Origin of the sequence: Mycobacterium sp. GA-0227b (genome assembly GCF_001499855.1) — a bacterium.
Taxonomy (GTDB): Bacteria; Actinomycetota; Actinomycetes; order Mycobacteriales; family Mycobacteriaceae; genus Mycobacterium.
In genome coordinates this window covers 192927-216334 of the sequence record NZ_LQIK01000029.1, presented here as the reverse complement: position 1 = coordinate 216334, position 23408 = coordinate 192927, and the positions used below count along the sequence as shown (strand labels likewise).

Here is a 23408-nt window from a genome sequence, read left to right as displayed (position 1 = left end):
AATTGCAGATTGTCTACACTTTCGTGTCGGCGACTGCGCAACAAGGTGGGGTCTACCATCTGTTCTGCACGGCCTGGCCCGACCGCAACTGGAAGGTTGGGCCGACAACGGATGAGAGAGCCGCACACATGCAATCTCCGCTCGGGCGTCGCAGCAGTGGCGAGCTGGTAGCCGATCACCTGCGTCGACAAATCATCACCGGTGAGCTGCGGCCCGGTCAGCGACTCACCCAGGAAGACATCGCCGCACAGCTAGGAACCAGCCGGGTTCCGGTGCGCGAAGCGCTGGTCATCCTCGAGCAGGAGGGCTGGGTGAAGATGGAGATGCATCGGGGTGGATTTGTACTGCCGATCCAGACGTCGGTCGCCGACAACGCCGAGGTCTGGGATTTGGTGTTCGGTCTGGTGGCACGTCGCGCGGTGGAGAGGCTGACCCCGGAATTCGATTCTGCACTCGCCGGTATCGCCGCCGACCTCACCGCAGCCGAGGATCCTCAGGAGATCTCCGCACTCTGCGAGCACTATCTCGACGTCCTGTTCGAGGCTGCCAGCGCACCCGCGGTCGCGCGCACTGTACGGCGAACACGCGCAACGTCGATTGACACCATCTTCGGGATCGTCCCCAATACCATCGAAATCAGCCGCAAAGGCACATTGGCGGTTATCGCCGGGATTCGTGCCCGCGACAGCGCGCGCGCCAACTCCGCGCACGCCGCCATGCAGAAGAAATGTCTGGCACTGCTGATGAAGGCCTTCAAGGACCGCGCACAGTGATACCGGTCGGATCGTTCCCCGTCGCAGGGATTCTCATCGCTGCCGGGAACTGCGCGCGAGTGTGAAAACCGAGTTCGCCGCGTCGAGCAGTTCAGGTGTCATCATGCTGCCGGTGTATTCGACCCAGCACCAGCTTCGCACCGGCTGCTCACCCAGAGAGTTGCTCGTCAATGGGCCGAAGACATGCAAAGGAGAGCCGCTGGATTCGAACGAGAACGAATACGCGTCAGCTCCGATGGTCACGTCGAGCGCGGTCATCTTGCCGGCGCCGTTGAAGGTTGGTTTTGCGACGATTTCCTTGTGCGCCGTGGTGACGGCGTCTTTCAACTGATAGCCCGGTCCGAAGGATGCACCGTCTCGTCCTTGCCAAAAGCTCCCGCCGCCAAGCTGTCCGTCGGCGAACTCGTGCAACCACGACACCCACATGCCCTGAAGGTGACGCACGATCGGCAGCTCCGTGTAGATCTTGCCCGGTGGCCCGTAGGCGAAGTCCTGGTGCGCGTAGCCCGACACCTCGGCACCCGCGATCTTGCCCGTCACATACATCAGCTCGTGGCGGTAGTAGACATCGTCGGCGATGCCGTGCTGCACGGGCACATGGGTGAGCACTATGTCACTTACGGTCCGCCCGTGGAGTTCCCATCGGTTGCTCGCGTCATACCAGTGAAATCCGTCGGCGTCGCGTTCGACTCGTCCACTCGAATACAGCATCTGCACGCTGTTGCCGTTGTCCCTGTACTGCATGGGTTCGAACCAGTCGAGCGTCGAGTACTCGGGGAACAGGTGGGGCGCGTCGACGTCAAGCCGCTTGTGCAGCGACCGGAAACCACACACCGGTGACACGACATGCGTCATCCCGGTGAGGAAATCCTCGCATCCCCGCACCCCCCAGTAACCGGTGCCTGATGCATCGCTGACGACTGCTCCGATCCAGATGCCAGCGAGACCCAAGCCAGGTCCGGGTACCCATTCGCGTCGGTAGTGGTCCATCGTCGGCGCTAGTCGGATGACTTCGAAATCGACTTGATCAACCATTCAAATCCCCTCTGTCAGAGCGATAATCGGCACCGCAGGATGCGGAACGCCTCTTCGACGCGCGCAATGTGTAGACAATCTGCAATCATCACTGACAATACGCCGGAGACACGGCCGTGGCGCCGCTTCGGGGACTGAGGCATGTCAGTCGAGATTCTTCGTTCTCGGCGGTCGTGCTGCGCGACCACCGACAAGATCTGCAAACACCGGCTACGCGTTCAGCAGCCGTTCACCGATCACGCGTTGTGCACGCAGCGTTGTCAGCTCGTCGCCGGACAGCCCCAACGCACGCAGCACCTCTTCGTTGTGTTGACCCAGAGTCGGCGACGGCAAGCGGTGGTGCCGCGACGGGCCCGGCGAGATACGGAACGGCCAACCGGGGAAGCGCTGTCGTCCAGCAATCCGGTGATCGAGGTCTTCGTAAAATCCCCGCGCCTCGAGTTGGTCGACGTTGTACATCCCATCGCTGGTCATCAGTCGCTGCGCGGGTACGCCGTTTCCGAGCAACGCCTCGGCGACCTCCTCTGCTGAGCGCGCGTCAGCGTATTCCGCGATCACCTCGTCGAATTCGTCGTGATGCTGCAACCGTGCGCTCGCCGAAACGAACCGCGGGTCATCACGCAGTTCGGGACGACCGATGACCTCGGTCACGGCGGCCCAGTCGGTGTCGTCTCGCACCGAGACGGCGACCCAATCGTCGTCGCCCTGCGCGCGGTAGACGCCTTGTGCGTAGTGACGGTGCCGGTTGCCCTCACGTTCGAGCACGCGTTTGGTCATCGAATACTCGATGACCGGTTCGGCCGTGACCGCGGCTCCGACCTCTATCTGCGCCACCTCGATCAGCTGGCCCTCACCGGTCCGGCGTCGGTGTTCGAGCGCGGCGAGCAACGCCACCGTGGCGTGCACGCCGGCAATCGGATCGGCCGGCCCCTGCAGATTGCACGGCGGCCCGTCGGGATACCCGGTGACCGCCGACATCCCGGCCAGCTGTTCGATGTTCAAGGCCCAGCCGACGTAATCCCGCCACGGTCCCTCCAAGCCGAAGCCGGGCATGCGGACCATGACAACCCCCGGGTTGATCTTCACCAGCGAGTCGTAGTCCAAGCCGAATTGTTCGACCACCCGTGGCGAGAAGTTCTCGATCACCACGTCGGCATCGGCCGCCAGCCGCAGTGCCAGCTCCCGTCCGGCGTCGGTGCTGATGTCGAGGGTGATGTCGCGCTTGTTGAGGTTCGTGCCCTGCCACAGCGGACCGATCTCGTACCACTCGTCGCTATTGCGCAGCAGCGAACCCGAGTACCGATGCCCGTCGGGACGCTGGATCGACTCGACCTTGACGACGTCGGCGCCGAACGCGCCGAGGTAGCACGTGAGATACGCGCCGGCCCAGAATGTGCTGAGGTCAAAGACTTTCAGGCCAGCGAACGGGCTCCCGGCCTCGCCGACATCCGCCGCGGCACGCTCCCCGCGGGTCTCCCACTGCACCCGATCAACCGCACCGAGGAGTGGCGCCGGACGCGGCGCAAGCACCGGCGTCTTCGACAACCGGAACGGCGCACCCGGCCTGCGGAACCGCGCCCCCTCGGGCCCGCCGTCGACGAAGAAGCCGCGATCGCGGTACTGCGGGCAGTCCAGGATCGACGATCCGTCGTTGATCGGGGCGGCCGGAATCCGCATGGCCTGACTCAACTCGACCAGGTCGGCGACCGCCATCGAGTCCAGCCAGGGCTGAGCCTTCGCAAAGAACTCGTCGCGTTCCGGACCGCCCAGCATGATGGCGAGTTGGTGTTCGCCGAATTCGGGGAGCCCGACCATCGCACAGACATCCAACCAGTGCTGCCCGGTCAGGCAGTTGATACCGATCCAGCCGTCGGCGGCCCGGACGATGCCGAGCATCGGAGCCGCCTTCGAATTGGTCGGCAGGCCCATGCTTTTCAGCCGCTCGGCCATCAGCATCGGATACGGCAGCGTACTCAACAGCGATTCGAATGCCGAGACATCGGCTTCGACGACGCGATCCCGTTCGGCGTTCGCGACGCGCAGGGCGGTGAGCGCCGCGAGCGCCGCGTATCCCCCGACGATGTACTCGGGTATCCGTGCTCCGGCCTGCACCGGTGCTCGGCCGAACTCCCGGGTGTTGACCCATCCCGACGCCGCCTGAAGCGTCAGCGACGTCGACGGCTGCTCACGTCGGGGACCTTCCTGACCGTAGTCGGAGACCCTGACGACGACGAGGTCGGGGTTGATCCGTTGCAGGGCCTCGTGGTCTAGTCCCCAGTCGAACCGCTCGGCCGAACCAGCGGGCAGATCCTCGACCAGTAGGTCAGCCCCGGCGATCAGTTCGTGGACTTGTTCGATGCCGGCAGTGGTGCGGAAATCCAGTGTCAGACCGTGTTTTCCGGCGTTGAGGTACTCGAACAACCCGCCGTGCTCCTGCGAACCCTCGCGAAACGGCCCCCACGCGCGCAGCGGATCGCCCGTCGGCGGCTCGATCTTGACCACCTCTGCGCCCAGATCCACGAGGAGTTTGGTGCAGTACGGCGCCGCGATGTCGCTCCCCAGTTCGACGACCCGCAGTCCGGCCAAGGCTTCGCTCACGCCGGGACCCCGATCGCCTTGGGCTCCATGTAGGAACGCAATCCCATCACCCCACCCTCGCGACCGATGCCGCTCTGTTTGAAGCCGCCGAAGGGGGCGTCGCCGGGGATGGTGCCGTTGATCGAGACCTGGCCGGTTCTGATGCGCCGTGCGATGCCGACGGCGCGTTCGACATCGGTGCCCCAGACCGCACCGCCGAGCCCGTAGGCCGAGTTGTTCGCGACCGCCACGGCCTCGTCGTCGCCGTCATAGCGCAGAACGGTCAATACGGGCCCGAACACCTCCTCCTGCGCGATGTACGAATCGGGGCTCGTGTCGGTCAAGATCGTCGGCTCGAAATAGAATCCTCCCGAGCGCTTTTCGGGGCGGCCGCCGCCCGTCACCACCTTCGCGCCATCAGATTCGGCGTGCCGGACGAAACCCTCGACCCGCTCCAGATGCTGTCGGCTGATCAACGGGCCCATCGTCACCCCGTCGTCAGTGGGATTGCCGACCGTCACGGCGCGAGCTAGGTCGGCGAGCCGGGACACGACCTCGTCGTGCAGTTCGGTGGGCACCACGAGCCGACTGTTGAGGATGCAAGCCTGACCCGCGTGCATCGTGCACCCTTCGAACAACAGCCGCTCGAGCAGTTCATCGGTCAGCTCGACATCGTCGAGCAGCACGCAGGCCGACTTGCCGCCGCATTCCAGCAGGATTCGCTTCATCGTCCCCGCCGCCCCGGCCATCACGTCGCGGCCCACCGACGAGCTGCCGGTGAAGCTCACCATGTCCACGCGGGGATCGAGGGTCAGGGCCTTGCTGGCTTCGATCCCGGTGGGAGTGACGACGTTGACGACGCCCGGCGGAATCTCGGTCTCCTCCTCGATGATTCGCGCAAGGGCCAATCCGGCCAGAGGCGTGAGCGGCGAGGGCTTCAGCACGAGCGTGTTGCCTGCGGCCAGCGCCGCTCCCACCTTCATCACGTTGAGGGTGTGCGGAAAGTTCCAGGGCGTCATGACCGCGACGACGCCGAGGGGCTCGTACCGCAACAGCGTCGTCCCTGCCGCGCCCCACGCGTCCATGGGGGCCTCGGCCGGCTCGAGCGCGAGCTCGGCGGCGTGCCCCGCCATGAACGCGGGCCCGTCGACGTGGATGAGCCGCTCGTTTGCTGTACATCCCCATTCCGCCTGCGCAAGCGCGTAGATCTCATCACCGTGTGTGAGTAGCGCATCGCTCAACTGCTGCAGGCACCGGGACCGCTCCTCCGGCGACGCCGTCGCCCATGGCCCGGTGTCGAACGCGGTTCGCGCGGCGGCGATCGCCTGTTCGACCTGCGCCACCCCGGTGTCCGGCGCGGACGCAATGACCTCCTCGGTGGCTGGGTCGATCACGTCGTATCGGCCGCTGTCCGGCGCCACCCAACGGCCGTTGATGAAGAGGTCATAGCTGTCGACGAGGGTGGACGCGGCCATCAGATCACTGGACCTTCCTGATTGTCCGACTGGGGACGCACCGACCCTCCCACAGGCGCAAGCTGTCCGACATTTATGACTTGTGTGTACACCCGCTGATGCATCGCGTCAACGGATGACCGTCGTTTCCTGCGTCGACGCTGATTGACACGCCTGTCTTTCGTGCGGTAGACACAGACCTACCGGACATTACACAGATATATGTCTGATGGACGATGCATTGAGGAGAGCCGCGTTGCCCACCGAATCCACGTCCCGACCCACCTCCACGCATCCGCTGCACTCCCCGGATTTCTACGCGGGCGATCCCTACCCGGCGTATCGAGAACTGCGTGAGACAACTCCGGTGGTATGGAACGACGTCACAAACTTCTGGGCGCTGACCAAGTACGAGGACGTTCGCTTCGTTTCTGGTCACCCGATGTTGTTCTCGTCAATGCACGGCATCACCATTCCGGATCCCAGCCAGCCTGAGCCCGTTCAGGAAGGCAACCTGATCTTCACGGATCCGCCTCGACACCGGCAGCTGCGCAAGCTCATCAACTCCGGGTTCACCCGCCGTCAAGTGTCGTTGCTGGAACCCACGATCCGGCGGATCGTCGACGGCATAGTCAACGGCATCGACCCGTCCCGCGAGTACGAGTTCGCCGAAGAGATCGCAGCGCCACTGCCCACCCGGATGATCGCCGAAATGCTCGGCGCAGCACCCGAAGACTGGGAGAAGTTCCGTACCTGGTCCGATGCGGCCGTCGGCACCGCGGATCCCGACATCGAGCTGGATCACCTGGTGGCGCTCGGTGAGCTGTACGAATACTTCACCAAGCTGATCGAAGCTCGCCGCTCCGGCGAGGTCTCCGGGCAAGACGATCTGCTGAGCATTCTGGCCGCCGCCGAAGTTGACGGGGAACGTCTCACCGACGCCGATCTACTGAATTTCTCGTTCCTGCTTCTGGTCGCGGGCAACGAAACCACTCGTAACCTCATTGCGCTCGGCACGGTGGCGCTGCTGGATCATCCGGACCAGTTCGCGGCGCTTCATTCCGATCCGTCGCTGTTGACGTGCGCTGTCGAGGAGATGCTGCGATTCACGAGCCCGGTGACGCACATGGCGCGAAGAGCCACCGCCGATGTCGACATCCGCGGACAGAAGATCAAGGCCGGCGACACGGTGGTCATGCTGTACGGCTCGGCGAACCGGGATGAGGAGATCTTCGGTCCGACCGGTGAGGAGTTCGACATCACCCGAAACCCGAACCCGCACATCGCTTTCGGTGCCGGTGAACACGCGTGTCTCGGTGCCCAATTGGCACGGCTCGAAGCCAGGGTCATGTTCGAGGTTCTCCTCGGCAGCTACCCGAGCATCGAGCTGACCGGCGACGTGACCCGGCTGCGCGCCACAATGGTGCCGGGCGTCAAACGCATGCCGGTGCGACTGGGAGCGAGCTCCTGATGGATTTTGATTACACCCCGGAGCAGGAGCGACTTCGGACGGAATTCCGGGACCGGCTGGAGGCGGTGATGACCCCCGAGCGGCGCGCTGCCGTCACAGGCCTTACGGAGGGCGGCGCCGCGATAACCGAGTGCCGGCGGGCGCTCGGCGAAGCCGGCCTCCTCGGCGTCGCGTGGCCGGTGGAGTACGGCGGGCGTGGACTGACCGCGCTCGAACAGTACATCTTCGCCGAGGAAGCACGGCGGGTGCACGCACCACTGCCGTTTGTCACGCTCAACACCGTCGGCCCCACCCTCATCCAGTACGGCACCGAGGAACAAAAGCAGAAGTTCCTTCCCGCCATCCTCAGGGGCGAGGTCGACTTCGCGATCGGATATTCCGAACCCGGCGCGGGCAGCGACCTCGCCTCACTGAGAACCAGCGCGGTGCGCGACGGCGACGACTTCGTGATCAACGGCTCCAAGATGTTCACCAGCGGTGCCGAATTCGCCGACTACATCTGGCTGGCGGCGCGGACGGACCCAGAAGCCAAGAAGCACAGGGGCATCACGGTGTTCATCGTGCCGACCGACTCCCCCGGCTTCGCGTGGAAACCGATTCACACCATGCCGGGCGTGTCGACCTACTATACGTTCTACGACGACGTGCGCATACCCGAGAGCGCGATGGTGCTCGGTGAAAACCAGGGCTGGAAGCTGGTCACCAATCAGCTGAATCTGGAGCGCGCCGCGCTGGGCAACCTCGGCGCGCTGGAACCGTTGTTCGCCAAGACGTTGGAATGGGCCAGAGCCACACCGCTCGACGACGGCCGCGTGATCGACCAGCCGTGGGTCCAACAAGCCCTCGCGCGTGTCGAGGCTCAGGTCGCGGCCTACCGGCTCCTCAACCTCCGGGTCAACACCAACATGGGCTCTGGTGCACTCGGCATGGGAGAGGCCTCTGCTGCAAAAGTTTTCGGCACCGAACTCACCCAGCAGGTGGCCCGCGAACTGCTCGATGTCGTCGGGCAGGCCGGCACCCGAAAAGGCTCCACGGCGCCGCTGAAGGGCGAACTCGAGAGTGCCTATCGATTTGCCGTCATCAACACCTTCGGTGGCGGCGCCAACGAACTGCAGCGCGACATAATCGCCATGGCCGGACTCGGGATGCCGCGTGCACCCCGCGACATGCGAGCGTCCTGAAAGGAATCAGCAGTGACCGACACAGCCAAAGACGAACTGCGCGAGCGCCTCGACGCGTTGATCGGCACGCCCACCGACGGCGTCGGGAAGCCCGTGCACGCCCCGGATCCGGTGAATGCCGCGATGATCCGGCACTGGGCGTACGCCCTGGGCGACATGAACCCGGCCTACCTGGACCCCGAGTTCGCGAAGAACTCCCGCTACGGCGACATCGTGTCACCGCCGGTGATGCTTCAGAGTTGGACGATGCCTCCGCCGAAGCTCGCCGGCATCCATGAGCGCGGCGGAGTGCCGATCGAGATGAAGGGCGACAATCCCCTGCAGTTCCTCTCCGACGCGGGCTACACCGGCATCATCGCGACGAACTCCGAATTCGAGATCGAGCGCTATCCCCGTGTCGGAGACGAGATCACCTCCGAGACCGTGTTCGATTCGATCTCCGATGAGAAGAAGACGGCGATGGGCAACGGCTTCTTCGTCACGTGGGTCACCACGTACCGCGACCAGAACGGCGACGTCATCGGACGCCAGTGGTTCCGCACCCTGCGATTCAAGACGGGAAACTGATGGCCAGCAGGCTCGCTCCCTCGATCAGTCCAGACACGGAGTTCTTCTGGTCGGGACTGAAGGACAACGAGCTTCGTATCCAGCGCTGCACGGACTGCAAGACGTTGCGGGTTCCGCCGCGGCCCATGTGCGGGAACTGCCAATCGCTGAACTGGGACTACGTCGTGTCGACGGGGCACGGCACGGTCTACAGCTTCGTGATGCCGAAGTACCCGCCGCTGCCGTTCATCGAGTATCCGTACGTCGTCGCGCTGATCGAGCTCGACGAGGGTGTGCGCATCGTGTCGAACCTGTGCGGCGTAGAACCCGAGGCGATCGAGGTCGGGATGGCCGTCGAGGTCTTCTACGAGACCTTCGAGGCCCTTCCCAGCGGGGACGAGCTCGTGCTGCACCAATTTCGGCCGGCGCGCTGAGCAAGGGATCGAGAATGGATTTCACCTTCAGCGACGAGCAGGAGACGGTCGCCAAGGTCGCCCGCCAGCTCTTCGAGCATCGTGCGACACCCGAGCGCCTTACCGAACTCGAATCGGGCGACATACGATATGACCCGGCGTTGTGGGCCGAGTTGGCGTCGTCTGACCTGCTGGGCATCGCGCTTCCGGAAGCGGTCGGCGGCGCCGGCGGCGGGTTCCTCGAGCTGGGTGTGCTGCTCAGCGAGGTCGGATACAGCGTCGCGCCGGTCCCGGTGTATGCGACACTCGCGCTGGGTGCCGATAGCATTGCCCGCCACGGTGATTCGGAGTTGCAGCAGCGGTTCCTGCCCGGCGTGGTCGCCGGTAGCACGCTGTTGACCGCGGCGCTGGCCGAGCCACAGAACTCCGATCCGAGCGCGCCGAGAACCACCGCGCGCGCCGACGGTGACGTCTGGCGACTCACCGGCAGCAAGGAGCTGGTACCCGCCGCGCAATTGGCTGCGGCCATTGTTGTCTCGGCCGCAACCGATAACGGGCCCGGTCTGTTCGTCGTCGAAACGGGTGGCGACGGAATAAATATGGCGCCGGTGACGACGACCAACGGCGAACCCTTCGCGGACATCGACCTGCGGGACGCCGCTGGGTGGCGGCTCACCGAACACGATGATGCAGACATCGTGAACGCGCTCTACACCAGAGCGGTGGCCGCTCTGAGCGCAATGCAGATCGGCGTCGCCGAACGTGCGCTGAAACTGGCCGCGTCCTATACCAGCGAACGCGAGCAGTTCGGGCGCCCCATCGGGTCGTTCCAGGCCGTTCAGCAGCGCCTGGCCGATGCCTTCATCGACACCGAGGCGATCCGCTGGACCACCTGGCATGCGGCCTGGCTGATCGCCGAAGGAAGACCGGCCGAGCGGGAAGCGGCGATCGCCAAGTTCTGGGCCGCCGAGGCGGGCGCACGCGTCACCGCGTCCGCCCAACAGGTACACGGCGGCATGGGCATCGACGTCACCTATCCCCTGTTCCGATACTTCCTGTGGGCCAAGCAGATTGAACTCGCGCTCGGATCGGCGTCACAACAGCTCGCCAGGCTCGGCAACGCATACGCGGAAGGACTGAATCAATGACCTCTACCCTGAACCGCACCACCACGCTGGCGTGGAACGACATCAACGTCGGCGACGAGGTGACGACGATGGACGTTACCGTCACCACCACGCTGATCGTTGCGGGCGCCATTGCGTCCCGCGACTACATGCCGGTGCACCACGACCGCGACTTCGCCAATTCCCAGGGCTCCAAGGACATCTTCCTCAACATCCTGACGACCAATGGGTTGTGCGTTAAGTTCCTGCACGACTGGGCCGGACCCGAGGCGATGGTCAAGAAGCTTTCCATCAGACTCGGGGTGCCCGCCTATCCGAACGACGCATTGCGGTTCGAGGGCAGCGTCACCGACAAGTCCGCCGCGGACGGCGAAGGTCTGGTCGAGGTCACCTTCAGGGGCACCAACAGCCTCGGCGATCACGTCAAGGGCACTGCGGTGCTCAGCCTGCTCGACGGGGTCGATGCATGACGAACGACGGCATTGGCGGCAAGGCCGCGCTCGTCGGCATCGGCCAGACCGAGTTCTCGAAGGAATCGGGCCGGACCGAGATGCAGTTGGCCTGTGAGGCGGTCAAGGCGGCCATCGAGGATGCGGGCCTGCGCCCCAAGGACATCGATGGCATGGTGACCTTCACCGTCGACGAGAACGAGGAGATCGAGGTCGCCCGCAACGTCGGCATCGAGAACCTCACCTTCTTCACCCGGGTTCCGCACGGGGGAGGCGCTGCCGCGGGCACCGTGATGCAGGCCGCCATGGCGGTCGCGACGGGCGCCGCCGAGGTGGTCGTCTGCTATCGGGCGTTCAACGAGCGCTCCGGATTCCGGTTCGGCGGCGCCGGGCGCCAACCCGGAGTGACCCCACTGTGGATGGCGCCGTATGCACCCTTCGCGTTGATGACGCCCGCGGCGTGGGTCGCACTGCACGCGCAGCGGTACATGTCGACCTACGGCGTCACCAACGCGGACTTCGGCAAGATCTCCGTCATCGACCGCAAGCATGCGGCGAAGAATCCAGACGCCTGGTTCTACCAGAAGCCAATAACCCTTGAGCAGCACCAGGAGTCACGCTGGATCATCGAACCGGTGCTACGCCTGCTCGACTGCTGTCAGGAGAGCGACGGCGGGGTCGCGATGGTGGTTACGAGCGTCGAACGGGCCCGCGACCTATCCAGCCCGCCCGTGGTGATCACCGCGGCCGCACAGGGCGCAGCATACGACGGTGAGGTGATGACCAGTTACTACCGCGAGGACATCACCGGACTGCCCGAGATGGGTGTCGTCGGCAGCAAGTTGTGGCGTGATTCCGGGCTGAAACCGAAAGACATCTCGACCGCATTCCTCTACGACCACTTCACACCGTTCGTGTTCACTCAACTCGAGGAACTCGGATTCTGCGGGCGGGGAGAGGCCAAGGACTTCGTCTCGGTCGATGAGCTTTCGCTAGGTGGGCGGATGCCGATCAACACCAACGGCGGGCTGCTCGGCGAGGCCTACATCCACGGGATGAACGGCATCACCGAAGGCGTCCGCCAGGTCCGAGGCACGTCGTACAACCAGGTCGACGACGTCGAGCATGTCCTGGTGACGTCGGGCACCGGCGTTCCGACCAGCGGCCTCATCCTGTCCCCCGACCGCTGAGCGGTTACTGTCGTGCGGTGGGATTTGATGTGACGCAGTCGGTGGCGGTCGACACCCGGGATGTCATCATCTCGGCGGCTTTCGCGTGCTTCCGGACCCGCGGGCTGGCCAAGACGACCATCGTCGACATCGCGCGCGCGGCCGAGGTGTCGCGCAGCACGTTCTATGAGTACTTCCGGGACAAGGAGACGATCGTCGAAGCGTGCGCGGAGGCGGCGTCGCAGCGGTTCTACCGCAACATGGCCAAAGCCATCGATCGGCACGGCGGCAGCACCTTGGAAGGCCGGCTGGTACGCGCCGCGGTTTTCGTCGCGCAAGCGCGTCGGGTCGTCGAACCGGAAGCGTACTTCGACCAGGACGAAGTCAACCTGATGATGACGAAGAACGCGGCAACCTTATTGAAGGAGTGCGCGGACTTCCTTGCCCCCTATGTGAACGCGGCCAGGCTGACCGGGGAAGTCCGCGCCGACCTGGACGTTCCCTCGGCCACCGAGTGGTTCGCCCGAATGTTGTTCTCGCTGTTCACGACTCCGTCCCCGACCATCGACATGCGCGACGACGACTCCGTGGCGAACTTCGTACGGGCGTATGTGGTGAACGGCTTCGTCGACGGCAACCCACGGCGGCGGTAGCGCTCATGATTTCGGCAATGACGCGCACCCTCGCGCAGCCCAGTGACAATGCGTATTCTCATTAACTTGATACCGTGATTATCGGGAGGGTCCAGGTGAAACTCACTGCGGCATCGGCGGCGCAGGCGCCGCGGCAGGCGAACCGGGGCCGCGGGACGCCCTACAAACTGGTGGTGCTCGCACCCGACACCGTGGGCGCGGTATCGGCAGCCGGCGGACTCGTCGTCGACGTGCTGCGCGCGGGCTGGCAAGTCGAGATGTACCTGGAGGCGGAGTCCGATGCCCGGGCGCTGCAAATACTCGGTGTCGACGGCCAAATCCTGCCGCCCAGTTTCGATTTCGGCCTGCAATGGCCGGATGTGATCGTGTTCGCCGCGCCGATGTACGACCGGCATCGCGGGGTGCGGCGCTTGATCGCCGATGCCACCCGGCGCCACGGTGCCGACGTGGCAGCATGGGGCGGAACGTGGCCGACTGCAGCCACTTCGGCAGCCGACATCGACCACCGGCTCAGCTGCGCCGCGCGGGCGTTCAAATACCACGCGATGAAGGCGGTGGACGCGGCGGCGCCTCCCTCGCCCGTCGAGCAATTCCACGGCGGATTTCACCGCCTCGCCGTCGCTCCGGGCTGACGGTCTGAAGAGGCGCCTCAGCCCTTCCTACGGACCGGGACGTTGGAATAGCCGCAGACGTTCGACATCGCCACACGCCGAAGGCCGTCGCGGTCGACCTCGTACTCGGGAATGAGGTCGAGCAGCGCGTCGAGCGCGATGCGGCTTTCCATCCGCGCCAGCGCGGCGCCGAGACAGCTGTGGATGCCGTAGCCGAAGGCGAGGTTGAACCCCATCTTGCGTTCGCGATCGACGTCCAGTCGGTCGGGATCCTCGAACATCCGCTCGTCACGGGTCGCCGACCCGGTGACAAGCAGCACCGCGGCGCCCTCGGGAATGGTGCTGCCGTAGTAGGTGACATGCCGTGTCGCGGTGCGGACCTGATACTGCGACGGCGCTTCGTATCGCAACAGTTCCTCGATTGCGGCTGGAATCTTGCTGCGGTCCTCGCGGAGCTTGCGCCACTGGTCGGGGAAGTCGGCGAACGCGACCATCGCATTGCCCACAAGTTTGGTGACCGTTTCCGCGCCGGCACCCCCGAGCATCGTCGCGAAGCCTGTGATATCGACATCGGTGAGCTTCTCCACCACGCCGTCACGCTCGATCTCGGTTTCGATGAGCCGGCTGATCATGTCGTCCTGTGGCGCTACCCGGCGCTGCTGTACGAGGTCGTAATAGTAGAGGCCGGTATTCATCGAGGCCTCGTATCCCTCTTTGGGAACGGCGATCTCGCCGGGACGGCGTTCGAGCAGGAGATCCAGCCAGCGCCTGATCTGGTCCCGATCCTCCTTGGGAACCCCGAGCATGGTTGTGATGACCTCGTTCGGAAACAGTGCCGAGAAGTCGGCGACGACATCGAAAGACTTCGGGTTCAGCGCTTCAATGCGCTCGTAGACCTTCTCGCGCACCATGTCTTCCAAGCCGGCGATTGCTCGCGGGGTGAAGACGTTGCTCACCAGTCGACGCATCTTCTGGTGCTCTGGCGGATCCATCGAGATGATCACCTTGGGCACCGGGATCGCGTCGTCGTGGGCCTTGACCATGTCCAGCGTGGCGCCCTTGGCCGACGAGAAGGTTTCGTGATCCTTCGTCGCGGGCGCCACGTCGTCGTAGCGCGTCAGCGCCCAGAAGTCCCACTTCGCGTTGTAGTAGACGGGCGCCTCGTTGCGCAGGCGACGATAGGTGTCGTACGCGCCGTCGAAGAAATCCTGTGAGAACGGATCGAATTCGACGGGTCCGTTGTCCACCTCCGGCGGCGCCGCGCTCACAGGATAGCCCCCGACTCCTTGAGTTCTTCGATGGTGTCCCAATCGATTCCGGCGTCCATCAGGACTTCCTCGGTGTGCTGGCCATGCTCCGGCGCTCCGGGCGGAATCACCGACTCCTCGTCGAACTGAACGGGATTGGTAGGCAGGGCGAACGGTACGCCGTTGACGGTTTCGGTATGCGCGACATATCCGTTCGCCGTGACGGCGGGATCCTCGCAGAGTTCGCCCGGCGTCTGCACGATTCCCCACGCACCGGACAGCGCGCCCAGCGTCGTGCGCCACTCGGCCAACGTGCGCTTGGCGAACGCTTCGTCGAGCAACGCGATCAAGGCGACCCGATTCTCGTAGCGCGACGCGGGACCGGCGAATCGCGGATCGTCGACCAGTTCGGGCAGACCGATCACCCGCATCGCCTCGGCGTAGAACTTGTCGAGTTGCAGCATCATCAGCTGGACGTAGCGACCATCTTTGGTGCGGTACGTGCCCACCAATGGGTTGGGCGCGTCCGCGTGGCTGAACTTGGGAATGGCACTGCCACCGTGGATTTGGCTCACCGCGACATCGGGGCTGAGATTCCAGGCGGCAAGCCCGAGCAGCGACACGTCGACGACCGATCCCTTACCGGTCGTCGCCTTCTTGTACAGCGCGGCCGCGATTCCACCGGCGATCGTCATACCGCCGAGCAGATCCCCGAACGCCGGACGGGAACGGACAAGCTCATCGCGTTCTTCCGTCAGGACGGTGGCGATGCCGCCGCGCGCCCAGTAGGACACCCCGTCGTATCCCGGCTTGTCCGCGTCCGGCCCTTTGGGACCGTGGCCGGAACCGCGGACGTACACGATGTTCGGATTCGCAGCCCGGATGTCGTCGACGTCGATGCCGAACTTCTTCCGGCGGTCCGGCAGATAACTGGTCAGGAACACATCACAGGTCTTGGCCAGCTCGTGAACCACGTCGCGACCGCCCGACGTGCTCAGGTCCACGCCGATCGACTTCTTGCCCCGGTTGGGGATCTCGATCATGTAGTTGACCGATCCACCACCCTCGTCGACGATGCCCATGGTGACGAGGCCGCGCTGCGGATCGCCACCGGTGCGCGGTTCCACTTTGATCACCTCGGCGCCCCACTCGGCGAGGACCGCGCCGGCCGAGGGCACGAATGTCCATGCGGCAACCTCGAGCACCCGAACCCCGCTGAGCACCTTGTCGACGGTAATGATGTCCTCCTACAAGCGTTAACGAGCATTCACGGAATTTGAGAATTGCACTATCGAATCGGTTTGTAAACGCGCTACGGGAGCCGGGACAGCCGTGCGGTGACGGCTGGGTCTCCCCTGTCCCAAAATGCCCGCCAGGTCGGCATCCGATGCGGCATCGCCGCGCGCAGGGGCACGTCGGTCGGCCACCGGATGAACTCCGGTCCGGGACGCTCGGTCACGTCCACGGAGTACCACGGATGCTCGCGTCGCTTGACGAAGTACCAACGGCCGTCGCGTCGCTCGTAGACGTCGTCGTACCGCATCGTGATGACGTACCAGCCGTCGCCGTCCTCATGCTCGGCCCGGCAGTAGATCGACCCGGTCGCGTGGTCGGCGTCGACGAAATCGACTATGTGCCCGCAGATCAAATGGATGCTGCGGTAAAACCTGCGCAGCACCCCGTCGTACCACCGCTTGAGGGCCTCCCTGCCGCTGCCCTCCGTCCCGGCCTCGACGTCGTCGACGAACAGCGCGACCAGGGCGTCGAGATCGCGCGCATCCAGGGCCATGGCGTAGCGGCTGGGCAACTGGGCGATCTCGAAGCTGGATTCCAGCCGATCGAGTCGGTCCGCCGGCGACATGGCTGCAGTGTAGTGGCCCAGGCGCAGCGCCGAGAACCGGTATTCTCGTTTTTCGGCAAGGGTGGCTATCCTGTGGAGGCCAGCCCCTTCGAGAGGACCTCTCAGTCGTGCCCTTCCCGACCGTCACGCCCACGATCCCAGCCCTCGTCAGGTCGTCTGCGGCGCAGTTCGGGGACAAGCCGTTCCTGATCGCCGACGGTCAGGTGCTGAGCTACACCGACCTCGATCTGAGGTCGGCACGGTTGGCAACGGCACTGTTGGCCGAAGGCATCGGCAAGGGCGATCACGTCGGGATCCTGATGCCCAACGGTGTCGAATGGGCGATCGCCTGGTTCGCCATGACGCGCATCGGCGCAGTCGCGGTGCCGCTGAACACCTTCTACAAGGCCTCAGAGCTGGCGTGGACCGCTCGCCACGCCGATCTGCGCGCGATCCTCGCCCGATCGGGCTTTCGCGGCCACGACTTCCTCGACCGCCTCGAGGATGCGCTACCGGGGCTGGCCGACCAGAACACCCCCGGCAGGCTCACCGTCCGCCGAGCGCCGTATCTGCGCACGATCGCGGTGTGGGGACAGTGCGACCGCCCCTGGGCGACGGCCCCTCCCTCCGACCTCGGAGCGGGATACGACGCCGAATTCCTCGTCGACGTCGAATCCTGCGTGACTCCGGCCGACGACGTGATGATCATCTACACCTCGGGCAGCACCGGTGACCCGAAAGGCCCCGTGCACACGCACGGCACGCTCGTACGCCACACCTACAACCTGACCTTCCCCTACGGCGTCACGAACGACACGGTGATGTTCACCTCGATGCCGTTCTTCTGGGTCGGCGGCCTGATCACGGGCCTCCACGCGGTGATCCACCACGGCGCGACGCTGATCACCCAGCCCGCCTTCGACGCCGCCGAGGCGCTCGAGTTGATCGAGCGCCATCACGCCACGATCACGTTGGGTTGGCCACAACAAGGTAAGTCGCTGGCCGAACACCCCGATTTCACGAAGCGCGACCTCGGTTCGGTGCAGCGCACCAGCATGCCCGCGATGGTGCCGCCCGAACGCCGGCCGCAGGGCCCGAATGCGCTGGGGATGACCGAACTGTGCGGCAATCACATCGGCGTCGACCCATATCCCGCGCAGCCCGCCGATCGCCGCGAGACGGGCGGCCACTCGATCGAGGGGTTGTCTCATCTGCTGGTCGATCCCGCGACGGGCGAACCCGTCCCTCCGGGCACCGACGGCGAGATCTGGGTGCGCGGCTACTCGCTGATGCAGCGGCTGTACAAACGCGAGCGCGAGGACGTCTTCACGCCCGACGGCTACTACCGAACCGGCGACTGCGGAGTGCAGTACGACGACGGCTGGATCACGTTCACCGGCCGATTGGGTGATCTGATCAAAACGGGCGGCGGGACGAATGTCACCCCGGGCGAGGTGGAACTGGCACTCGCTGGTTGCGACGGCGTCCTCGAGGCGTACGTCGTCGGTGTCGAGGACGGGCAGAACGAAACGATCGTGGCCGCGGCGGTGGTGCCTCGCGGTGATACGCACCTGGATCCCGATGAATTGAGAACCGAAATCCGCAGCCGCCTGTCGGCATACAAAGTGCCCAAGTTCATTTGGATCACGCCGAAGGACGCGCTGCCTTTCACCGCCACGGGCAAAGTCAAGAAGTCCGACCTCGCCGAGCAGCTGAGCGACCTCCTGTCAGACGGCGCCTAGCCGCCGGATCGCCGGGTGACGACCGAGGGTCCCGCCAGTGGGTCGGCGATCACACCCGCCGGCGCCGCGACGACAGCGGGTATCGCGTTGACCGCCGCCATCGCGGTGGCCGCGACGCCGGGGTTAACCCGGTCGGTGGCCGACTGCTCCATATACAATTCGAGGCTCATGCTCGGAGAGCCGTTGACACGGAACACCATTCCACCTTGGCCTGCACGGGATGGCTTCGGCCAATGTTCGGGCCATGGCGTGGCGCTCACCGTAGCGAAGTACTGCACGGCTACGACGGGCTGGCCGCCGACGATTCCGGCGAGTTGCCATCGATGCGCGCAGATCGTCCCCCGCGGTATCACCCCGATCGCCGTCTCCAAATCGGTTGGTGCAAGGGGCGTCTCCCAGTCCAGTTCTATTCCGTCGAGGTCGAGTCCGAGGATGTCGGCGACATAGCGCACCACGGTGCCCCAGTCCTTGTCCACCTTTCCCGACGCGATGCGGATCGGCACGTGGCCGTCTGGCTTGCCGAATCCCATCGACTCATGCAGGACGTCCCAGATCGGATATGACTTGTCCAAGTCGAGCGCGTACTCGTCCATTCGATAGGAGTCCACGCGCCCCGCCCCCGCGAGTAGGGCCGTGGGAATGTTCAGGCTGATGAATCCGGGCTCACTGCCGGTGGCATAGAACGTCGAATTACCGGACGCCGCCGCGCTTTCCAAAGCTGCACGCCACTGCGCGGGAGCCGCCGCCGGATAGACCATCGGAATCGTGGAGATCGTCACGACATTGATGCCCGCCTCGAGGTATTCGGCGATATCGGCGATCGCCTCCTCCTCGCGCCGGACGGCGGTCGCACAGTAGGCCACACAGTCGGGTTTCAGCGCCAGGACTGCCGCGACGTCATCCGTCGCGGCAATACCGGTATACGCCCCACCGCACAGTTGGCCAGCGTCCACGCCGGCCTTCTCCGGCGTCGAGACCCTCACCCCGACGAGGTCGAGCGCGGGGTCATCGATGATCGCGCGCAACGCCTCGCGCCCCGTCAGCCCAGTTCCGACGTGGACGACGCGGTGGCGTCTTTCGCGTTCATACTTCATCGGTAGAACGGCCCTTTCTTTCCGGCGTCTTCCAGATGCCCGTAGGGGTCGTAGAGGTTCACATTCGGGAACGGGTTCTGATCGAAGGCCGGCCGGGACAGACCCGCTTCACGCAGCCCGGCGAGCACGGCCAACGGCACCGCGAACGACACCAGGCCCACCGTCATGGATATCAGCAGCTGCCGGGTCAGCATCACCTTCGGTCGGCCCCGCCGTGCGGGCAACCGTCGCGCGATGCGGTTGATCAGAACCAGTTCGCCGCTCTCGTCACGCACACACATCACCGCGACCATGCCGAAGATGAGGGCGTCGTAGACCGCCATGATCAGCGGGAAGTGGATGTGGCCGATCTGCAATACCGGCCCGACGGCTTCGGTGTAGAAGAAGATTCCGGCCCGCATCCAGGTGAACTGGACGACCCCGTTGATGGGGACGGCGATGATCGTCGCGCCGATGAATACCCGGATCAACCGGTGTGATGCCAACCAACCGACGCGCCGCATCAGTGGGTCGAGTAGCCAGTCGTGCAGCTTCAGGAAGCCGAGCCCGTTGAGCAGATAGTAGGCCGCGTAACCACCCAGGAATGCCAGTGCCGGTTCGAGGTTCGGCGAGATGTTGACGTAACGCCACGAGAACGGAAAGTGCAGCATGCGCGGATCGAAGATCGCGAACGTCGCCCAATTGGCGAGGGGGTCCAGCGCACCGGTAATCAGGCCGGCGAACGCGATGATGACCGCCCAATGCACCTTGCGTTGCCGCCAGGACAGCCATCCCAACACGCCGATCAGACCGATCGCCATCGGGATCGAACTGATGGACACGGCCAGCGGCCAGTTGTCGAAGCCGAGGAACGGCGGGTACGGAGCAGGGCCGGGATCCGGGTTGCTCCTCGTCGGGTCGCCGTGCAGGCCAGACTGAATGGTCGCGATGGTCACGAACGCGAAAACCAGATAGGCGGTGAAGAACAGGCACCATCCGATCCTGGCGGGCCACGGCGAGAACCTGGCGTCGTCGGGTGAAGTAGCGCGGGAAATCTGGTCGTTGTCAACGGTATTCGTCATCTCACACGCTCACCGGCAGGGCCGCCCAGCCTCTGACGCTGGAGGTGTGCGCACGCTTGGCCGCCGTGTAGTCGACTTCCCAGTCCGGCCATCGGGTGAGCACTTCCTCGAGCGCCACGCGCGCCTGCATCCGTGCGAGGGCGGCGCCGAGGCAGAAGTGAATGCCGTGCCCGAAGGACAGGTGGGTGGCCTGCCGATGGATGTCGAACCGGTCGGCGTCGGGGTACTGCCGCTCGTCGCGGTTAGCAGATCCGTTGAGCAGCAGCAACACCGAGCCTTCCGCGACCCTCTGGCCGTAATGTTCGACATCACGAGCCACGTAGCGAGCCTGTACGGGTGAGGGCGCCTCGTAGCGCAACACCTCCTCGATCGCGCCCGGGATGAGGCTGAAATCCGCCGCCAGTTCGCGGCGCTGCTCCGAGTGGTCGGACAGGAGTTGCCCGGCGAAACCGATCAACCGAGTGGTGGTTTCGTTGCCCGCTCCGACGACGGTGCCCGTGTAGGTCAGCACCTCGCCGCGGGTGAGCCGTCGCCGGGTGCCGTCTGGTTCCTCGACCTCGGCGTTGACCAGGTCCGTCATCAGATCGTCCGAGGGATGGTCGTAACGCCAGTCGATGAACTCCTCGAGCATCGAGCCGGTGCGGGTAAGCGTGTCGTCGGCCACCTCGACGGGCCCGCCGTCCTTGAGCTCAAGCATCCGGTCGGTGTTCTGGCGGATTGCGACCTGCCTGTCCTCCGGTATGCCGAGCAAGTAGCCGATGGTGCGCATCGGCATCCATGCGCCGAGATCGGCGATGAAGTCGAATCTGTCGGCGTCCGCGAGCGGTTCCAGTGCGCGCCGACAGAACTCTCTGGCCAGGGGTTCGATGGCGGCCATGCGACGCGGTGTGAACACTCCCGAGAGCAGCCGCCGGTGCAGATCGTGGATCGGTGGGTCTTCGAAGAGGATGATGCCTGGCGGTACGTCGACGCCGTTGAGGACGAACTCGATCGTGGTGCCCTTGCCGGATCGATAGTCCTTCCAGTTCACCAACTCGCGGGCGACATCGGTGTGCCTGCTCAACGCGTAGAAGCCGTACTTGTCGTTGTGGTAGAGCGGCGCCTCATCACGCAGTTGCTTCCACACGGGGTAGGGATCGTCATCGATGTCGAAGTCGAACGGGTCGTAATAAGGACCAACCTTCACCCTGTATGTCACAGCACGAGAATAGGCGTTGCCGATCGCCGTGAAGAGACTTTTCCGGATCGGATATCCATTCGCTCTGGTCGCACGGGACCCCACCGCTCAAACCCACGCCACGAGAATGTAGATTCTCATATGCGAGAGTGACGCCGAAGTGGCGTACCTGGAAGCGAAGGAGGCGGCACATGACGAGTTCCGCCCCTCGCAGCTTCGTCTTCGCCGTCGAGTTTCGGATCGCCGAATCCGAGCGTGTGGGACCGGTACTCGCACAGCACGAGGAAAGCCTGCGCGATCTCGGCGCACAGTACGCCTTCGTCTACGAATCGATCGTCGAGGCAGGGAACGTGCTGGTCGTCATCGGTGTCCGCACTGAGCAACCGCTACTGCACCTTCTCCGCTCGCCGTACTTCTTCGAATGGTTCGACGCCGTGGGTGTCGAAGACCTTCCAGCCGTGTTCGCAGGTGAGACCGTAGAGCGGTTCGACCTCGGCGAATCTCCGACGCCGGGAACCGAGGTGGTGGTGGCGGCCGTCGCCCGAGTCGGGGACGTCGAGGTCTTCTTGACTCGGGTGCGGGGATCGCTCGACGATTTCGCTCGGTCGGGGATTCGTCGAACGCTCGTCTACCGCGCCTTCGACACTCCTCATGAGGTGCTGTTCCTTCAACAGCTCGCGAGCGCGCGCACCGCGATGCAGTGGGTCGCGCGCTCGGACATCGCTTCGGAGTGGCTTGCCTCCGCCGGTGTCGGCGCCTATCCGCCCGTTTTCGTCGGACGGTTCGTCCATGCGATGCGACTGGCCGAGACGGCCGGGACGGATCTGCACTGATGTACGTGTGCCTGTGTCACGGCGTCACGATCGAAACGGTCTCCGCTGCCGTCGCCGCCGGCGCCACGACCTCGCGGCAGGTGTCCGAGGCGTGCGGCGCAGGTTCAGAATGCGGCAGGTGCCGGCGCACGATTCGCGCGATCGTCGAATCTCATTCAGCAACAACGAAATCAGGTAGAGGAAGCAGACTATGAGCGATCGGCACTCCAATATCGAGGGCTCGCGGATGCTCGTGATCGGGGCATCCTCGGGCATCGGTCACGCGCTGGCACGGGCCGCCCGCGCCAGAGGCGCCAACGTCGCGCTCGCGGCCAGGCGCGTGGAGCTGCTGTCCATCTGGCCGAGCAGCTCGACGGTTCCGCCCAGGAGCTCGACGTCTCCGACCCGCACGCGATCGAGCGGGTCATCGACGATGTGGCCGGGCGGTTCGGCCAGCTCGACGCCGTCGTATTCACCAGCGCCGTCGTGCCGTTCGCGCTGATCGAAGAGACCGACGTCACGACGTGGTTGCACGCGTACGCCGTCAACGCCGTCGGCGCGTCCCACGTACTGCGCGCCGCGCTCCCCCACCTTGCCGATGACGCGGTCGTGCTGGTGGCATCGAGCCATGAAGTCGGGAGGCCACGCGCCGGTGTCGCGGCCTATCACGCGAGCAAGGCCGCGCTGGACGAGATCCTGCGGTCGTGGCGGGCCGAACATCCAGAGTTGGCCGTCATCCGGGTCAGTGTCGGCCCCACGGAGGGCACCGAGATTCTGCGCGGCGCGGACCGCGACCTCCTGGCCGACCTGTACAGGGCGTGGGTGCAGGAAGGCCAGATTCCGGCAGAGATGTCCGCCGTCAACGACGTCGCGAACGCAATGCTGTCGTTGATCGCCATGTCGCGCGCGAACCCCACGGTCGTCAGCGACATCGTGCATCTGGCGCCCCGAATGAGCAAAAGATAGAAGGGATTAC

22 protein-coding genes and 1 pseudogene are annotated in these 23408 nt (G+C 64.9%); 14 read left to right on the top strand and 9 right to left on the bottom strand.

From position 1 onward, the window contains the following. Positions 1-2: 2 nt before the first annotated feature. The gene (locus AU185_RS16875; RefSeq protein WP_172800397.1) at positions 3-773 is read left to right on the top strand and encodes a GntR family transcriptional regulator; all 771 of its coding nucleotides are present in this window, start codon (positions 3-5) and stop codon (positions 771-773) included. A gap of 33 nt (positions 774-806) precedes the next feature. Here the strand turns inward: AU185_RS16875 and AU185_RS16870 are convergent, their stop codons facing one another. From AU185_RS16870 to AU185_RS16860, 3 genes are all read right to left on the bottom strand, one after another. After that, a complete protein-coding gene (locus AU185_RS16870; protein ID WP_059100950.1) occupies positions 807-1808 on the bottom strand; it encodes a hypothetical protein in 1002 nt (333 codons plus the stop codon). A gap of 210 nt (positions 1809-2018) precedes the next feature. Then, positions 2019-4406 carry a CaiB/BaiF CoA transferase family protein gene (locus AU185_RS16865; RefSeq protein WP_059100951.1) on the bottom strand — a complete coding sequence of 796 codons (2388 nt, stop codon included), beginning with the start codon at positions 4404-4406 and terminating at the stop codon, positions 2019-2021. Continuing rightward, positions 4403-5860 carry an aldehyde dehydrogenase family protein gene (locus tag AU185_RS16860; RefSeq protein WP_059100952.1) on the bottom strand — a complete coding sequence of 486 codons (1458 nt, stop codon included), beginning with the start codon at positions 5858-5860 and terminating at the stop codon, positions 4403-4405. Before AU185_RS16860 ends, AU185_RS16865 begins: the two co-directional genes overlap by 4 nt. Before the next feature lie 277 nt (positions 5861-6137). Here AU185_RS16860 and AU185_RS16855 point away from each other — a divergent pair, with 277 nt between their 5' ends. From AU185_RS16855 to AU185_RS16815, 9 genes are all read left to right on the top strand, one after another. Then, complete coding sequence (locus tag AU185_RS16855; RefSeq protein WP_059101138.1) at positions 6138-7310, top strand: cytochrome P450; 1173 nt, start codon at positions 6138-6140, stop codon at positions 7308-7310. Further along, complete coding sequence (locus AU185_RS16850; RefSeq protein ID WP_059100953.1) at positions 7310-8491, top strand: acyl-CoA dehydrogenase family protein; 1182 nt, start codon at positions 7310-7312, stop codon at positions 8489-8491. The genes AU185_RS16855 and AU185_RS16850 overlap by 1 nt, the downstream gene beginning before the upstream one ends. Positions 8492-8503: 12 nt before the next feature. Beyond that, positions 8504-9058 carry an FAS1-like dehydratase domain-containing protein gene (locus AU185_RS16845; protein ID WP_059100954.1) on the top strand — a complete coding sequence of 185 codons (555 nt, stop codon included), beginning with the start codon at positions 8504-8506 and terminating at the stop codon, positions 9056-9058. Then, entirely contained in the window at positions 9058-9471 is a 414-nt protein-coding gene (locus AU185_RS16840) for a Zn-ribbon domain-containing OB-fold protein (RefSeq protein WP_059100955.1), read from the top strand. The genes AU185_RS16845 and AU185_RS16840 overlap by 1 nt, the downstream gene beginning before the upstream one ends. 14 nt (positions 9472-9485) lie before the next feature. Beyond that, positions 9486-10598 carry an acyl-CoA dehydrogenase family protein gene (locus tag AU185_RS16835; RefSeq protein ID WP_059100956.1) on the top strand — a complete coding sequence of 371 codons (1113 nt, stop codon included), beginning with the start codon at positions 9486-9488 and terminating at the stop codon, positions 10596-10598. Beyond that, a complete protein-coding gene (locus AU185_RS16830) occupies positions 10595-11047 on the top strand; it encodes a MaoC family dehydratase (RefSeq protein WP_059100957.1) in 453 nt (150 codons plus the stop codon). The genes AU185_RS16835 and AU185_RS16830 overlap by 4 nt, the downstream gene beginning before the upstream one ends. Beyond that, positions 11044-12216 carry a lipid-transfer protein gene (locus AU185_RS16825; RefSeq protein WP_059100958.1) on the top strand — a complete coding sequence of 391 codons (1173 nt, stop codon included), beginning with the start codon at positions 11044-11046 and terminating at the stop codon, positions 12214-12216. The genes AU185_RS16830 and AU185_RS16825 overlap by 4 nt, the downstream gene beginning before the upstream one ends. Positions 12217-12245: 29 nt before the next feature. Then, positions 12246-12848, top strand: a complete 603-nt coding sequence (locus AU185_RS16820) for a TetR/AcrR family transcriptional regulator (RefSeq protein ID WP_059100959.1) — start codon at positions 12246-12248, stop codon at positions 12846-12848. A 74-nt stretch (positions 12849-12922) separates the two neighbouring features. Beyond that, positions 12923-13480 carry a hypothetical protein gene (locus AU185_RS16815; protein WP_156425559.1) on the top strand — a complete coding sequence of 186 codons (558 nt, stop codon included), beginning with the start codon at positions 12923-12925 and terminating at the stop codon, positions 13478-13480. A 17-nt stretch (positions 13481-13497) separates the two neighbouring features. Here AU185_RS16815 and AU185_RS16810 read toward each other — a convergent pair whose 3' ends face one another. The 3 genes from AU185_RS16810 to AU185_RS16800 all read right to left on the bottom strand — a co-directional run bounded on the left by AU185_RS16810 (position 13498) and on the right by AU185_RS16800 (position 16567). Beyond that, the gene (locus AU185_RS16810; protein WP_059100961.1) at positions 13498-14727 is read right to left on the bottom strand and encodes a cytochrome P450; all 1230 of its coding nucleotides are present in this window, start codon (positions 14725-14727) and stop codon (positions 13498-13500) included. After that, complete coding sequence (locus AU185_RS16805) at positions 14724-15929, bottom strand: CaiB/BaiF CoA transferase family protein (RefSeq protein WP_231740388.1); 1206 nt, start codon at positions 15927-15929, stop codon at positions 14724-14726. Before AU185_RS16805 ends, AU185_RS16810 begins: the two co-directional genes overlap by 4 nt. An 89-nt stretch (positions 15930-16018) precedes the next feature. Further along, the gene (locus AU185_RS16800) at positions 16019-16567 is read right to left on the bottom strand and encodes a nuclear transport factor 2 family protein (protein WP_082683938.1); all 549 of its coding nucleotides are present in this window, start codon (positions 16565-16567) and stop codon (positions 16019-16021) included. Between the two features lie 107 nt (positions 16568-16674). On the opposite strand from AU185_RS16800, the gene AU185_RS16795 reads away from it, so the two are divergent. Then, positions 16675-18288, top strand: a complete 1614-nt coding sequence (locus tag AU185_RS16795) for a class I adenylate-forming enzyme family protein (RefSeq protein ID WP_059100963.1) — start codon at positions 16675-16677, stop codon at positions 18286-18288. Here the strand turns inward: AU185_RS16795 and AU185_RS16790 are convergent. Genes AU185_RS16790 through AU185_RS16780 form a run of 3 tightly spaced genes read right to left on the bottom strand, consistent with a single transcriptional unit; the run spans position 18285 to position 21641 of the window. Continuing rightward, complete coding sequence (locus tag AU185_RS16790; RefSeq protein WP_231740389.1) at positions 18285-19382, bottom strand: dihydrodipicolinate reductase; 1098 nt, start codon at positions 19380-19382, stop codon at positions 18285-18287. The two genes, AU185_RS16795 and AU185_RS16790, sit on opposite strands and share 4 nt — an antisense overlap. Further along, positions 19379-20443: a spirocyclase AveC family protein gene (locus tag AU185_RS16785; RefSeq protein WP_059100964.1), complete on the bottom strand. Its 1065-nt coding sequence runs from the start codon at positions 20441-20443 to the stop codon at positions 19379-19381. The genes AU185_RS16790 and AU185_RS16785 overlap by 4 nt, the downstream gene beginning before the upstream one ends. Position 20444: 1 nt before the next feature. Further along, positions 20445-21641, bottom strand: a complete 1197-nt coding sequence (locus tag AU185_RS16780; protein ID WP_156425557.1) for a cytochrome P450 — start codon at positions 21639-21641, stop codon at positions 20445-20447. Positions 21642-21811: 170 nt separating this feature from the next. Here AU185_RS16780 and AU185_RS16775 point away from each other — a divergent pair, with 170 nt between their 5' ends. The 3 genes and pseudogenes from AU185_RS16775 to AU185_RS16770 all read left to right on the top strand — a co-directional run bounded on the left by AU185_RS16775 (position 21812) and on the right by AU185_RS16770 (position 23398). After that, the gene (locus tag AU185_RS16775; protein WP_059100966.1) at positions 21812-22453 is read left to right on the top strand and encodes a hypothetical protein; all 642 of its coding nucleotides are present in this window, start codon (positions 21812-21814) and stop codon (positions 22451-22453) included. After that, on the top strand, positions 22453-22647 hold the full coding sequence (locus AU185_RS24795; RefSeq protein ID WP_082683937.1) for a (2Fe-2S)-binding protein: 195 nt from the start codon (positions 22453-22455) through the stop codon (positions 22645-22647). The genes AU185_RS16775 and AU185_RS24795 overlap by 1 nt, the downstream gene beginning before the upstream one ends. Then, positions 22644-23398, top strand: a pseudogene (locus AU185_RS16770) (SDR family oxidoreductase). The gene AU185_RS24795 and the pseudogene AU185_RS16770 overlap by 4 nt, the downstream one beginning before the upstream one ends. Positions 23399-23408: the final 10 nt, after the last annotated feature.

Excerpts from the sequence above, each read along its gene's own strand:
- AU185_RS16870 (WP_059100950.1), bottom strand. The coding sequence starts at position 1,808 with ATGGTTGATCAAGTCGATTTCGAAGTCATCCGACTAGCGCCGACGATG.
- AU185_RS16860 (WP_059100952.1), bottom strand. The coding sequence starts at position 5,860 with ATGGCCGCGTCCACCCTCGTCGACAGCTATGACCTCTTCATCAACGGC.
- AU185_RS16850 (WP_059100953.1), top strand. The coding sequence starts at position 7,310 with ATGGATTTTGATTACACCCCGGAGCAGGAGCGACTTCGGACGGAATTC.
- AU185_RS16840 (WP_059100955.1), top strand. The coding sequence starts at position 9,058 with ATGGCCAGCAGGCTCGCTCCCTCGATCAGTCCAGACACGGAGTTCTTC.
- AU185_RS16835 (WP_059100956.1), top strand. The coding sequence starts at position 9,486 with ATGGATTTCACCTTCAGCGACGAGCAGGAGACGGTCGCCAAGGTCGCC.
- AU185_RS16830 (WP_059100957.1), top strand. The coding sequence starts at position 10,595 with ATGACCTCTACCCTGAACCGCACCACCACGCTGGCGTGGAACGACATC.
- AU185_RS16825 (WP_059100958.1), top strand. The coding sequence starts at position 11,044 with ATGACGAACGACGGCATTGGCGGCAAGGCCGCGCTCGTCGGCATCGGC.
- AU185_RS16800 (WP_082683938.1), bottom strand. The coding sequence starts at position 16,567 with ATGTCGCCGGCGGACCGACTCGATCGGCTGGAATCCAGCTTCGAGATC.
- AU185_RS16790 (WP_231740389.1), bottom strand. The coding sequence starts at position 19,382 with ATGAAGTATGAACGCGAAAGACGCCACCGCGTCGTCCACGTCGGAACT.
- AU185_RS16785 (WP_059100964.1), bottom strand. The coding sequence starts at position 20,443 with ATGACGAATACCGTTGACAACGACCAGATTTCCCGCGCTACTTCACCC.
- AU185_RS16775 (WP_059100966.1), top strand. The coding sequence starts at position 21,812 with ATGACGAGTTCCGCCCCTCGCAGCTTCGTCTTCGCCGTCGAGTTTCGG.
- AU185_RS24795 (WP_082683937.1), top strand. The coding sequence starts at position 22,453 with ATGTACGTGTGCCTGTGTCACGGCGTCACGATCGAAACGGTCTCCGCT.